This is a genomic window from Urechidicola sp. KH5 (assembly GCF_054661455.1).
Map to the genome: position 1 here is coordinate 533,623 of NZ_BAAFSW010000002.1, position 14,031 is coordinate 547,653.

A 14,031-nucleotide genomic window follows, 5' to 3' on the forward strand; every position below is an offset into this window, starting at 1 on the left:
AAAAAAGCCTTACTTCTGTAAGGCTTTTTTATTAAAATCGTTTTCCAATGCTTATTCCAATTCTAGGGATTCCTTCGATATCGTGATTGCCAAATAGGTTTCTGCCAACTCCAACATAAAGTTCTCCAACAAAACCATTTTTAGATAGAAATTTCCCACCCAATCCTAAACCAAGGGCAAAATCATTCGTAACAATATCATAATCGTCTCGAGTAGAGTACATTCCAAAACCTTCAATAAAAAATCCTGCAGTTGGTTTATCACCAAAATAGAATCTATAATAAGGTGTAAACGCAAAATTTAAATCGGTATCATCATTTAAAGCAAGCAATACAGAAGCGCCTAAGGCAGAATCTTCATTTAATAGATATTCATAAGAAATTTCAGGAATGGCCAAAAGTGAGTACAAAGCGTTTAGTTTGATTTCGTGTTTGGCTTGTTTGGGAGATGATTTTTCAAAGTCATTATTCTGAGCATTTATTGTCAAAACTGTACAAAATAATACGAGGGGCAATAACGTTTTTTTCATAGGTATTTTAGGTTATGTTGATAAGATGATAATTTTACTCTTTGGTTGCGTGCAAACTTAATACCATTTTTAAAAATTTGCTCTCAACTGGACAGTGCCTGTGTGAATCGCACCAGTTTCTTCACTTTTTCTTCCGAGATAGCTCAAATTAAGATCTAAAAAATTAGTGAGTCGCTGTTGCCACAAAACGCTCCAAGTGAGGTTATTGCCAGGTTGCAAACCTTCTAGCATTTGATATGCAACAGGGCTTTGTTGATTGCCATCAAAATTGTTGATTAAAAAATTGAAGTCAGCTGAAATAGAAGTACGCTTTTGATTTGAAGCTTTAAAGGCAACTCCCAATTTATGTGATTCTAACTGCTCTAAATTGCCAACGGTATTCTCTTTTAATTGAAATTCATAGAAAAAATCTAAGGTGGTTGTCTGATTATAGAGGTACGAAATTTTAGGAAAGGCACTCAACGTATTTAAATCAAAATTTCTACTTGGGTAATTTACTGAGGTGTTTTCATGAGTGCCAGAAGTTGCTCTAATATCACTAAGCCAATTCATTCCTATTTTATGTAAAAATTGAATCTGATGAGCAGTAATTTGAGTGTCTACTTCGTCTACTGTAAAATTAGTTTTAACTCGCGTATTTAAATAGGTATAATTAGTAGAGTAATTCTGTAATCCTCTGTTGTAAAATAAGGTGTTTTTAAAATTGGTATTCAAAGCGAGTAAATTATCTGTTTTAAACGGATTCATATTAAACCCGTTGTCTTGTCTTTCTTGCTTGTTATCTAGTAATAAAAATGTCTGATTTTGAAAATGTGATAATCCTTTTAAAAACCCTTTTTGATTTTGCCATTGCTGAAAGTTCACTAAAACCGATTGACTCAACTTTGTTTGATGGGTTTCTAAATAATTTATGGTGGGTAAGGCTACGCGAAGATAAGTAGCTTCATCGGGAAATTGAGCAATTTCAAATTCATCTAATTCTTGAATTCCGTTACTATTGTAATCTATCCATGTGTAAAAACCTTGTCCGGGTTCTACCTCTATATAGGTAAATTCTTGCTGTGGTAGGCTTCCAGAAACGGTTTCATAAACTGTACTTAAATTGACAATTCTATTAAACAACTGTTGATTGTAAACAAGTCTTGAATTAAGTGCTTCTGAATCGTTTATAAAGGTATTATTTACTTTCCTGTAGTTCACATATAAGCGCAGGTTTGCTTTTTGTTTTTGAATTAATTGTGAATTGATAAAATACGTTTGTGCTTCACTCACTTTTTGTAACGTGCCATTGTGCAAACTGTCATTGGTTCTTAAATTTATACCAAGCTCAACAAAAACCTTGGTAGAATCTCCAATTCCAAAAAAGGCCTCATAATCTTGAAATCGCTGACTTAAAGGAGAGATACTATTGTCTATAGCAATTGTTCGCTCTGAATCTTCGGCCTCAATTTTAGCTCCTACCCAACTTTTATTAAAACTGTACTTAGCAGTGCTGTACAATCTAAAAAAAGCATTTTCTTTAATTTCGGATGTGCTATTTAAAAGGCTTGTATTAACTCGTAATTGTAAACGTTCAAAATTTAATGTGCTCAAAACGCTATGTCTAATTCCATCAAATGAGTCATCAAAATTTAACGATTCAAAAACATATCTAATATAGCCGTTAGTGTCGTTACTATAATCTAAACTACCACTAAATAATTGCTGTTGACCTGTGGGATTTATTAGAGTCCAATCACGATTAAATTCTATGTTTCTGAAATTTTCAATGGTTTGAAAATGCTCGCTTAACAACTCGAAATTTAGATTGCTTTTTAGGTCCCAATCTCTATCAAGAATTGTTTGATCCCAATTAGCTTTTATGGCAACGCCATCATTCATTTCGTTGTCAATAGAAGAAAAGAGATTGGCATCTCTTTGACTAAAGGCTACTTCTGCAGCAACATTGGTCTTATCAGAAGGGTAGTATTTGCTATTAACAATCATAAGCTGAGTTTTTTCAGGTGGTACCAACCTAATTAATGGTGCGTAGTCTCCCATATTAGCGCCCACATATTCATATACTTTACCTGTTGCAATGGTTGTAGCTAGTATGTAAGCTCCATTATTATTGCCAATATTTGTGAATCGTACATTAAATAATTCGTCATCTGGGTTGTTTGAATACACAAAAACTTCTTCTGAGCCAATCAGTTCTTTACGGTATAAAATTTTGTTTTCAGAATAACTATCTGGCGCATCACTTGGAGCAAACATTTTTAATGGGTCATTCCCTGCATCGGCCAATATTTGTTTTTGTGCATCTGTTAAATCTTGTTGTAATGGTTGATTTTTAGAATCACTTTCTAAATAATATGAACCGCCAATTGCAAATTTTTCTCCTTCATAATAAGCGCCATCATGTGTAACAAATCGAGTGTAGTTCTCATCAGAATATTGAAATTCTACAGTAATTCGCATATTGGCATTAATAGGGTAGGTAGGTGTAAACGTAATTTCGGCAGTGTTGTAGTCTATAATATAATCATTGTTTTCACCGCGAGTTAAAGGAACACCATTTACATAAACAGTTTCACTCCCAGAAATAATTACAATATACTGCTCGTTATTTGGTCCAAACAATCGATACGGACCTTGATTACTTTCTTGCCCCACAAATCGATAGGTAGTAAATTTACCTCTTACCAAGGCTCCAGATGCAAATACTTTGGTGGTGCCCGTGCCATGGTCTAGAGTAGCATCTATGGCAATCCCTGCTACTTTTTTATTGAAACTGCCGTAATAAGATTGGTTGTTATATAGGTTAACATCACCAGCAGTAATTTTCCATTTTTCCGTGTACAATTCAATAAATACGCGATCGAATTCATTTAATTGTTGGGTGTAGCCATTTTCTTGAATGGGTATGTTACTATCAGTAATAGAGGCTCTTAATGTGACTTTATCAGATAATTTACCTGCAATTTGCAGGTCAAGAGCAGAGTTTACTACGGCATCTTGATTGTTACCTATGGTTAGTCCTCTGCTAATACTCCCAGTTGATTGCAACCCTTCAAAAGGAGTAAAAAAGCTTTGTTGTTTTTGGGGCCTAACAGAATATAATGTTGCATTAGGGCTGCTAGCTGGAACAATTATATTAGGGTCGTAGGCACTGTAGGTTTTGGTTATAAATTCTGGAAATGCTAAATAATTAACTGTAATCTCTGAGTAATTATTAGCATCAATCACTAAATAGGCTTCGGCAAAATTTACTCTATATTGAAGTGGATTCACTTCTTTTTGGTTATCATCAAAGACCTTTATAAAGCTCGAATTTATGCTTACGGTGTCTATTTGAACAGTGTCTTTAGCAACTAAAAAAGTTTTAGTTCGATACACACTATCTTCTTTTTGCGCCCAAAGTGAGCAGCTAAATACAATAAAGAAAATAAGGAGTACCTTTTTCATGTTGTTATGAACGCTAATAACACAAAAATAGTTTAAAATAAAGACTGCTGTTTACTACCACTTTCATGCTCTAATAACCATTTCTTTCGCGATATTCCACCCGCATATCCAGTTAAAGAGCCATCAGATCCAACAACTCTGTGGCAAGGAACTACAATCCATAACGGATTTTTTCCATTTGCATTTGCTACAGCTCTTATGGCTTTTATATCACCTAAATGTTTTGTTTGTTCGCTGTAGGTTCGAGTGCGGCCATATGGAATGTCTAAAAGTGCGTTCCATACTTTTTTTTGGAATGGAGTTCCTTGCGGTTGTAACTTTAAATCAAATGAAGTCCTCGAGCCATTAAAATATTCTTTTAATTGAATAGCGGCTAATTTCAAATAATTAGGCATTTCATTGATTGGTGTTGGTGTTGTATGTTCGTCTTCTAGAACAGATATTTCCGCAATACCTTCTTGATCACCACTAATTTTAGCAATGCCTAATGGAGTTTCTATGTACACTGATTTAAATTCCAAAAATAGCTTTTGAATTTTGAGTAGTAATATCGGCAATTTCTTGGAAAGATTTTCCATAGATATCTACTAATTTGTCTATTACATAGGTCAAGTAGCTACTTTCGTTTCTTTTGCCTCTATAGGGTTTTGGTGCTAAATATGGCGCATCTGTTTCTAAAACAATATGCTCTAAAGGAATTTCATTTAAAAATTTATCCATCTTACCATTCTTAAAAGTTGCCACCCCACCAATGCCTAATTTCATATTAAAAGAAAGTGCCTTTTCTGCCTGTTCTTTGGTTCCAGTAAAGCAATGGAATATTCCGAAGAGTTTATCGTCTTTTTCAGTTTCTAAAACTTCAAAGATTTCGTCAAAAGCATCGCGACAATGAATTACAATTGGTAGTCCTTTTTCTTTTGCTAATTGTATCTGAATTCTAAAAGCTTCTTGTTGTTGTTTTAAAAAGGTTTTATCCCAATATAGATCTATACCAATTTCTCCAACCGCATAAAAATCTCGTTTGTCAAATTGCTCTTTAACATGTGCTAATTCTTCTAAATAATTTTCTCCAACCGAGCATGGATGTAGCCCCATCATTAAAAACACATTTTTTGGATAGGCCTTTTCTAAATCGTACATACGGTTTGTATATTCAGAATCAATTGCGGGAATAAAGAAACGATGAACTCCAGCATCTATAGCTCTTTGCATCATTACCGATCTATCTTCATCGAATTGTGAGCTGTACAAATGGGTGTGAGTATCTGTTATATTCATATGCTTTCGTTACTTTTAGGCAAAAATACTACTTAATGACAAGCCTCAAAAAGATACTTTCTAAAAAGGGTTATATAGCTATAAACTTTAAACGAACCAAAACAAACCATATAGAAATTAAGGCCAAAATAAATGGAGTAAAAGGTCGATTTATATTAGACACAGGAGCTTCTAATTCTTGCTTGGGTATAAGTGTTTCTGAAAAGTTTAAGTTAGAGGTTACAGATTCTGAAATTAAGGCTGCAGGTGCAGGTGCTATAGATATGGAAACACAAGCCTCTAAAAAGAATAGTATTAAAATTGGTAAATGGGCTTTTGAAAATTTAAACCTAATTATTTTTGATTTAGCGCATGTAAATACTGCTTTATTAAACCATGGCGCAAAAACTGTAGATGGTATAATTGGAGCAGATGTTCTAGATAAAGGTTCTGCGATTATAGACTACAAAAAAGAACGTCTTTATTTAAAACGATTAGTTTTCAAATATTAAAAGCGTAACTAATAAGGAGTTGAAGCGTCTTTTTAGTAGCGAGTTTATTAATTTTGAAAAAAAAATGAGTCACGGGCAACCATTTTCTTAAGTGCGCCGTCTTTATAAGTGAAGATCAAAACCAACTGAATATTTTGAAAATTATTCAATTGCATAGCAATCAAAAATCATTGCTTAAAAAAGCAAAGCAAAATGATAGAGAAGCGCAAAAGCGTTTGTTTGATTTGTATGCGTCTAAAATGCTAAGTGTTTGTAGGTATTATATTAAAGATGTTCAAACAGCAGAATCGGTTATGTTAAGCGGCTTTTTAAAAGTGCTTACTAAATTGGATTTATATTCAGGTTCAGGAAGTTTTGAAGGATGGATAAGACGTATTGTGGCTCGTGAGGCAATTTCGTATTTACGCAGTCAGAAACGTATCGAGTTTTCTGTAGAAGAAGTTACCGTACCTCATTCTTACGAAAATAATATTCAATCGGCTATGGATGTTGCGCAAATTCAGCAGTTGATAGATAAGTTGCCAGATGGTTACAGAATTGTTTTTGTTATGTATGCAATTGAGGGGTATAAACACCATGAGATTGCTAAAGAGCTGGGTATAAGCGAAGGGACTTCTAAATCACAGTTATTTAAAGCAAGAAAATTATTGCAACAGCAATTAACGGCATTAAACACGACTAGTTATGGCACCGTATAAATTTGAAGAAGACATAAAAAACACGTTAGAGAAACGCACTATTGTACCTTCTCAAGATGCTTGGAGTACATTAGAAGCTTCTTTAAATACGAGTCCTAAAAAAAAGGTTGTGGGCCGCTTTTGGTGGCTTGGTATTGCGGCAAGTATGGTTGGTATTACATTGTTGGCTTTCGCTGTTTTTGGAGATCAAGATCCAATAAGTCCGACAATAGTTGATACTCCAGAAAAATTTGAAACACCAATTCAAGAAGTCGAAACACCGGTTGAAGTAATTGCACAAACAGATGCAGTAGCACCAATTGAAACTCTAGAATTAAAAGAGGAGCAGATCGTTACGGATACAGAAAATCAGCAAGTCGCAACAGTAGTTGAAAGCTATGAGCGAAATGAAGAAGCCACAGTAGTCAAAACAGCAACAAAAGAGTTTGTTGAAAAAGAAGTTCAAAAAGTGACTGTTGTAGAAAGTGCTGTTCCAATGGAAGCTGTAGCTTTAAATACTGAAACTAGTTTAGACTCAAAAGAAGCTGTTTTAGATGCTGAGGTTGAGACTTTGCTTTTGATGGCTAAATATAAGTTAGACACCAAAAAAGGTCAGGTAACAGATGCAGATATCAATGCACATTTACTTTTGCTTGAAGTTGAAGAAGAACTCGATCCAACATTTAGAGACAAATTGTTTAATATGTTAAAAGAAAATTACCAATCGGTAAAACATGCGGTTGCCAATCGCAACGAATAAAGAACCAATCATTTACATCAAAATTAAAATTGAAAACTATGCGTACTATTACACATTATATGCTATTTATTGCCTTGTTTTTAAGTGCAACAATGTATGCTCAAGAGGAAGAAAAGACTCAAGCAAACGAAGAGAAAATAGAAGTTTTAGAAAAACAAAAAGCAGCAATTGAAGCAGAAGAAAAAGCACTGTTAAAAGAAGAAGTGGCTGCGATTAATGCAAAACTGAGTAAAGGAGAAATTAGCCAAGAAGAGGCAGATAAATTAAAACAGGAGGCTGCCCAAAGACGTGCCTTGAATATTGAAAATAGAACAACCATTATTGATAATAAAATTGCTTATTTAAAACGAAACGAAGATTCTTATATGGATGAATATAAAATCTTTGGAGTTACAGTTGTGGCAGAAGAAGATGATGTAGTTAGTATTCGATTTAAAGATGATGATTACGACAAGCCTATTAAATATGATAGAAGAACTACAAGTGATTTAGTAGTGTCATTTGGGTGGAATAATGCTGTGATTGAAGGAGAGAGCTTTAATGATTCTCCATATAAGTTTTGGGGGTCTCGTTACTTTGAACTAGGATGGGCATGGAAAACCAGATTGTTAAACAGTTCGAATGCATTGCGTGTTAAATACGGTTTTTCGTTTCAATGGAACGGTTTAAAATTAGATGACAACATGTACTTTGTTGAGAATGGAGATGAAACCGTTTTTGAAGAGCATCCTTTTAACTTAAAGAAGGCCAAATTAAATATTACCAATGTAATTTTTCCAGTGCACTTAGAATTTGGTCCGTCTAGAAAAACGCAAACCGATTCTTATGTACGATATAGTACACGAAATAAATTTAAAATGGGTGTAGGAGGTTATTTTGGATTTAATATTGGCACTTATCAAAAGTTAAAGTATACAGATGATATGGGCGATAAAGGGAAGGATAAAATCAAAAAAGGATACAATGTAAGCGATTTGGTTTATGGTTTAAGTACATACGTTGCCTTTAGTAATGTAGGGTTGTATGCTAGATATGAATTATCTACCATTTTTGAGAATCAATCAGTAGATCAAAATTTAGTGGCCTTAGGATTGCGATTTGATATGAATTAATCTTTGTTTTTCATTATAAATAAAAAAGCCCAAGTTTAAAACTTGGGCTTTTTTTAAAATATATTGTTTGAATTTACATCTCCAATGCAGATTTTGGATCGTCGTTCATTAATAACTCCACTGGATTTTCTAATGCTTCTTTAACAGCAACTAAGAAACCAACAGATTCTCTACCATCAATAATTCTGTGATCGTAAGAAAGTGCTACATACATCATAGGTCTAATCACTACTTGACCATTTTCTGCAACAGGACGCTCAACAATGTTGTGCATACCTAAAATACCACTTTGAGGAGGGTTAATAATTGGCGTAGACATCATAGATCCAAATACACCACCATTGGTAATTGTAAATGTACCACCAGTCATTTCGTCAACAGTAATTTGACCATCACGTGCTCTAATGGCTAAACGTTTAACTTCGCTTTCAACACCTCTAAAAGTTAAGTTTTCTGCATTTCTAATTACAGGAACCATTAATCCTTTTGGTCCAGATACGGCGATTGAGATATCTTGGAAATCGTGAGAGATTTTAAAATCTCCATCAATCATCGAATTTACATCTGGATACATTTTTAAAGCACGAACAACAGCTAGTGTAAAGAAACTCATAAAGCCTAATCCAACACCGTGTTTTGCTTTAAATGCTTCTTTGTATTCGCTACGTAAGTCGAAAATAGGTTGCATGTTAATCTCGTTAAACGTAGTTAACATAGCCGTTTCATTCTTCACAGAAACCAAACGCTGTGCAACTTTTCTGCGTAGCATAGAAAGTTTTTTGCGTTCACTGTTTCTTGTACCATGAGCAGGAGGTGTACCCATTGAAGGTACAGCGCTAATAGCATCAGCTTTAGTAACTCTACCATCTTTTCCGGTACCCTTAACTTCAGAAGCTGCAATACTTTTTTCAGCTAAAATCTTTTTGGCTGCAGGTGATGCGCTTCCTGTTGCATACGTATCGGCAGCAGGTGCTTCAGCTTTTGCTGCTGGAGCCTCTTCTTTTACTTCTACTTTGGCAGGTGCATCTTCAGACCCCTCAGGTTTTTTAGCATCCATATCAATTAAACAAACCACAGCACCAACTGCTACGGCGTCTCCTTCTTCTGCTTTTAAAGTAATTACACCACTTTCTTCAGCAGGTAATTCTAAAGTAGCCTTATCAGAATCTACCTCGGCAATGGCTTGATCTTTTTCTACATAATCACCATCTTCTACCAACCAAGTGGCAATTTCTACTTCTGTAATAGACTCTCCCGGAGAAGGGACTTTCATTTCTAAAATCATGGTCTTAATTTTTTATTTCTAACCTAATTTGTTGTCGTATTTATTTATGATTCAGTGCTAAAAACACTATCAATAACTCGTTGTTGTCTGCGTTTATCACGTGCACCATTACCTGGTGCAGGTGCTGCAGCAAAATCTCTAGCGGCTACTTTTAAAGGAGCCAATTCAAAGCGTTGTAACATGTAGCTCCAAGCTCCCATGTTTTTTGGTTCTTCTTGTGCCCAAACATACTCTTTAACGTTCGGGTACTTATCCATAATTGCTTTGATTTTATCGTGATGTAATGGGAATAATTGCTCTATTCTAATTAGGGCAACATCATTACGGTCTAATTTCTCTCTTTCTGCCAATAAATCATAATAGAATTTACCTGTACAGAAAGCCATTTTAGTTACATTTTCAGGTGCTATAGTATCATCTATTACTTCTTGAAAACCACCTTCTGCTAGTTCACTTATAGATGAGATTGCTTTTGGATGACGCAATAAACTCTTAGGTGTAAGCACTACCAATGGTTTTCTAAAATCGCGTTTCATTTGACGACGCAACAAGTGGAAAAAGTTGGCAGGGGTAGTACAGTCTGCAACAATCATATTGTGGTTTGCACACAATTGTAAGTAACGTTCCATACGAGCACTTGAGTGTTCAGATCCTTGACTTTCGTAACCGTGAGGTAATAAAACTACAATACCATTTTGCATTTTCCATTTATCTTCAGCAGCTGAAAGGTATTGGTCAAAAATAATTTGAGCACCATTGCTAAAATCTCCAAACTGCGCTTCCCAAATAGTTAAGGTATTCGGGTTTGCCATGGCATAACCATAATCAAAACCTAAAACACCATATTCAGATAAAAGAGAGTTGTAGATGTACATTTCTCCTTTATTTTCTGAGTTGGTATTTAAAAGATTGATACGTTCCTCTGAAATTTCGTCTCTCAAAATAGCATGACGATGACTAAAGGTACCACGCTCTACATCTTGACCTGTAATACGAACATCGTAACCTTCTTCTAATAAAGAACCATAAGCCATAGTTTCTGCCATACCCCAGTCTAAAGTATCTGTCTCAAACACCATTTTCTCTCTCCCTTTTAAAATTCGCTCAGCTTTACGAACAAACTTCACACCTTCTGGAACGGTAGAAACTACTTTTGCAATATTTTTAAGGTTGCTTTCGGGATATGCGGTTTCCTGATCTTGCAACATACCGTCTAATTTTTGACGTTCAAATCCTACCCAACGTTCTTGCATGAATTCACGCACTTTAGAAGAATCAGATTCTTTTGCTTTGGTATACTCACTTTCTAAAGTAGCCTTAAATTCAGCTACAATATTTTTAGCATAATTGCTATCAATAGTACCTTCAGCAATTAACTTATCGGTATATATTTTTAAAGGATTATCGTGTTTAGAAATAGCCTTGTATAATTTAGGCTGTGTGAAACGAGGTTCATCACCTTCATTATGACCATATTTACGGTATCCTAATAAATCGATATAAATGTCTTTTTTGAATTTCATACGGTATCTAACCGCTAATTCAACAGCATGAACAACCGCCTCAGCATCGTCTGCGTTTACGTGAAGAACAGGTGATAAGGTAACCTTAGCAACGTCTGTACAATACGTACTTGATCGGGCATCTAAATAATTGGTTGTAAATCCGATTTGGTTGTTTACAACAATATGAATTGTACCACCAGTTTTATAACCGTTTAATTGACTCATTTGAGCAACTTCGTACACTATACCTTGACCAGCAATAGCAGCATCACCATGTACTACAATAGGTAAGATTTTAGAATCGTCGCCTTTGTAGTCTTTATCTATTTTTGCTCTTGTAATTCCTTCTGCAACCGGTGCAACAGTTTCTAGGTGCGATGGGTTAGGAACCAAGTTCATTTTTATCGTCTTTCCGTTTTGATAAGTTTTATCAAGTGTAAGACCAAGGTGATATTTAACATCACCATCAATATTTTCGTCTTCAAAATCTTTTCCTTCAAATTCACTAAATAGCTCATTCATTGGTTTACGGAAAATATTTACCAAGGTACTAAGCCTACCTCTATGGGCCATACCAATAACGGCTTCTTTGACATCAAAATCTTTTACAGCATCATATAGAGCAACACTAATTGCTGGAATTAATGATTCGCCTCCTTCTAATGAAAAACGTTTTTGACCAACATATTTTGTTTGTAAGAAATTCTCAAAAGTAACAGCGTGGTTTAGCTTCGAAAGAATATATTTTTTAGCATCATCAGAAAATTGCTTGTGATTGTCATTTTTATTTAACTGCTCTTGCCACCATTTAATCACTTCTGGATTTCTAATATACATATATTCTACACCAATAGAATCGCAATAAATCAATTCTAGGTGGTGAACAATATTTTTAAGAGAAGTACTACCTAAACCTAGAACATCTCCAGCATTAAAGGTTGTGTCTAAATCATTTTCTGATAAACCAAAATTAGAAAGTTCAAGCGTAGGTCTATAAGTTCTGCGATTTCTAACTGGGTTAGTTTTAGTAAATAAATGCCCTCTAGTACGGTAACCGTTAATCATGTCTAAAACACGAAATTCTTTATGAACCTGCTCGGGAACTTCTACTTCAATTTCTTCGCCATCTATGCTATAATTTTCATTGGCTAAATCATAACCTTGAAAAAAGCTTCTCCATGTTGGTTCAACCGCATCTGGGTTTACCAAATACTGGTCGTATAAATCAGAGATAAACTCTGAATGAACTGCATTTAAAAATGAAAACTTGTCCATATGATTTTTCGTGCTAAAAATGTTTTATTTAAAACAGGAACAAAAATACAACTTCTTAATTTATAGCCCCATATTTTTAGCTTGATTTAAGCCTAAATATTTTTTTTAAAATTTGTTTGGTGAAACTATAAAAAGATATATATTTGCACACCGAATTTAACAACGGAAACATTCCTCCTTAGCTCAGTTGGTTAGAGCATCTGACTGTTAATCAGAGGGTCCTTGGTTCGAGCCCAAGAGGGGGAGCTGTAAAAAGCAAAAGTCATTCAAGAAATTGGATGACTTTTTTGTTTAAACAGCATATAGTATTTGATTTATTTTTTAAATGAATGGGATTTGATTAAGTTATGTATTAATGCTCGTAGGGTTCTAGTTTCATTCGTATTTTTATGAACTTTTTAAGTTTGTTTTATTTTTTATTTTTTTAATGTTAACTTAAACATACTGGTAGGGAAATGCAAAATTATTTTGTAATTTTGTGAATGCGGCAAGTAATATTCTTAAATCTTTTGGTTTACCGATAAAATGGTTAAAACTTAATAGGTAATGATGTTGATTTGTTGTCTAAATAAAAACTAACTAGCTATAAAAGCTATAACTACTTCATTTATAAATGACGAATGTTATGAACATTACACAGCACGATATGGAATATGTATATGCAGGTCAAGATAAAATATTGTTGGCTGTAGATTGTGTTGTATTTGGATTTGATTCAAAAGAAATTAAACTATTATTATTTAAGAGAAAGGTAGCCCCATTAAAAGGAGAATGGTCTTTAATAGGTTCGTTTATAAAAAACGATATGAGTCTTGAAGATTCCGCTCAAAGAGTATTAAATGAATCTACTGGCTTAGATAACGTATTTTTTGAGGAATTAAAAACGTATAGTAATGTAAATCGTGATCCTGGTGCGCGTGTTATATCTGTAGCCTATTATAGTCTAATACGTTTAAACGATATGAACAAGGAGTCTGTAGAAAAGTACGATGCACGTTGGTTTGGTTTGAATGAAATACCAGAGCTAATATTAGATCATGGTGATATGGTACGATTAGCTATTGAAAGACTAAAAGTAAAAGTGAGAAGAAGACCAGTTGGATTTAATTTATTGCCAGAGAAATTTACGTTACCCCAATTACAAATACTTTACGAAAGTATCTATCAAAGAAAAGTAGATGATAGAAATTTTAGGAAGAAAATATTGTCTTTTGATATTCTTACTAAAACAGAAGAGAAAGATAAATCTAATTCAAGAAAAGGAGCTTTTTACTACAAATTTAATAAAGACAAATTTGATGAATTCGTAGCAAATGGCTATAACTTTGAATTGTGATTATAAATAGTAATAGCTATTAAAAAACTTCACATTATCAATATATAGTATAAAAACAGTAAAATTAGACATCTAAATTGCATGTTTGTTAAAAAACATTGTGCTAATTTATCAATACGGCTTTTTTAGCTATTGTAAAAGTTTTTATTTTATTGGTCGCTTTTTGCTTAATATCATGTAGTGCTACTAAATCAACTACGGCAAATTCTCAAAACACAAAAGAGAGCAATCATGTAGTACCTCCAGATACTGGGATCAAATAAGTATTAAAAAAAAGATAAGGTGGTTAAAAAAATCTTAGAAGTAAACACCATTTTTAATGGTATTTTTTTATAG

Annotated in this window: 11 protein-coding genes and 1 tRNA gene; 6 read left to right on the forward strand and 6 right to left on the reverse strand. The window is 33.9% G+C overall.

The window, feature by feature from the left end:
• Positions 1-31: 31 nt before the first annotated feature.
• The 4 genes from ACYQ5R_RS07045 to ACYQ5R_RS07060 all read right to left on the reverse strand — a co-directional run bounded on the left by ACYQ5R_RS07045 (position 32) and on the right by ACYQ5R_RS07060 (position 5,254).
• Positions 32-529, reverse strand: a complete 498-nt coding sequence (locus ACYQ5R_RS07045; protein ID WP_460190215.1) for a DUF3575 domain-containing protein — start codon at positions 527-529, stop codon at positions 32-34.
• Between the two features lie 69 nt (positions 530-598).
• Positions 599-3,976: a hypothetical protein gene (locus ACYQ5R_RS07050; RefSeq protein WP_460190216.1), complete on the reverse strand. Its 3,378-nt coding sequence runs from the start codon at positions 3,974-3,976 to the stop codon at positions 599-601.
• Between the two features lie 32 nt (positions 3,977-4,008).
• The gene (locus tag ACYQ5R_RS07055; protein ID WP_460190217.1) at positions 4,009-4,497 is read right to left on the reverse strand and encodes a methylated-DNA--[protein]-cysteine S-methyltransferase; all 489 of its coding nucleotides are present in this window, start codon (positions 4,495-4,497) and stop codon (positions 4,009-4,011) included.
• Positions 4,487-5,254: a TatD family hydrolase gene (locus ACYQ5R_RS07060; protein ID WP_460190218.1), complete on the reverse strand. Its 768-nt coding sequence runs from the start codon at positions 5,252-5,254 to the stop codon at positions 4,487-4,489. The genes ACYQ5R_RS07055 and ACYQ5R_RS07060 overlap by 11 nt, the downstream gene beginning before the upstream one ends.
• 35 nt (positions 5,255-5,289) lie before the next feature.
• On the opposite strand from ACYQ5R_RS07060, the gene ACYQ5R_RS07065 reads away from it, so the two are divergent.
• From ACYQ5R_RS07065 to ACYQ5R_RS07080, 4 genes are all read left to right on the forward strand, one after another.
• The gene (locus tag ACYQ5R_RS07065) at positions 5,290-5,745 is read left to right on the forward strand and encodes a retropepsin-like aspartic protease family protein (RefSeq protein WP_460190219.1); all 456 of its coding nucleotides are present in this window, start codon (positions 5,290-5,292) and stop codon (positions 5,743-5,745) included.
• 134 nt (positions 5,746-5,879) lie between these two features.
• A complete protein-coding gene (locus ACYQ5R_RS07070; protein ID WP_460190220.1) occupies positions 5,880-6,443 on the forward strand; it encodes an RNA polymerase sigma factor in 564 nt (187 codons plus the stop codon).
• Positions 6,430-7,182 (forward strand): hypothetical protein, encoded by a 753-nt coding sequence (locus tag ACYQ5R_RS07075; RefSeq protein WP_460190221.1) that lies wholly within the window; start codon positions 6,430-6,432, stop codon positions 7,180-7,182. The genes ACYQ5R_RS07070 and ACYQ5R_RS07075 overlap by 14 nt, the downstream gene beginning before the upstream one ends.
• Before the next feature lie 38 nt (positions 7,183-7,220).
• Positions 7,221-8,294, forward strand: a complete 1,074-nt coding sequence (locus ACYQ5R_RS07080) for a coiled-coil domain-containing protein (RefSeq protein ID WP_460190222.1) — start codon at positions 7,221-7,223, stop codon at positions 8,292-8,294.
• A gap of 73 nt (positions 8,295-8,367) precedes the next feature.
• Here ACYQ5R_RS07080 and odhB read toward each other — a convergent pair whose 3' ends face one another.
• Entirely contained in the window at positions 8,368-9,579 is a 1,212-nt protein-coding gene (gene odhB, locus ACYQ5R_RS07085; protein ID WP_460190223.1) for a 2-oxoglutarate dehydrogenase complex dihydrolipoyllysine-residue succinyltransferase, read from the reverse strand.
• 44 nt (positions 9,580-9,623) lie between these two features.
• Positions 9,624-12,359, reverse strand: a complete 2,736-nt coding sequence (locus tag ACYQ5R_RS07090) for a 2-oxoglutarate dehydrogenase E1 component (RefSeq protein WP_460190224.1) — start codon at positions 12,357-12,359, stop codon at positions 9,624-9,626.
• A 172-nt stretch (positions 12,360-12,531) separates the two neighbouring features.
• Here ACYQ5R_RS07090 and ACYQ5R_RS07095 point away from each other — a divergent pair.
• Both ACYQ5R_RS07095 and ACYQ5R_RS07100 read left to right on the forward strand, forming a co-directional pair.
• Positions 12,532-12,605 (forward strand) — tRNA-Asn (locus ACYQ5R_RS07095).
• 379 nt (positions 12,606-12,984) lie between these two features.
• Positions 12,985-13,695 (forward strand): NUDIX hydrolase, encoded by a 711-nt coding sequence (locus ACYQ5R_RS07100; protein ID WP_460190225.1) that lies wholly within the window; start codon positions 12,985-12,987, stop codon positions 13,693-13,695.
• Positions 13,696-14,031 lie beyond the last annotated feature (336 nt).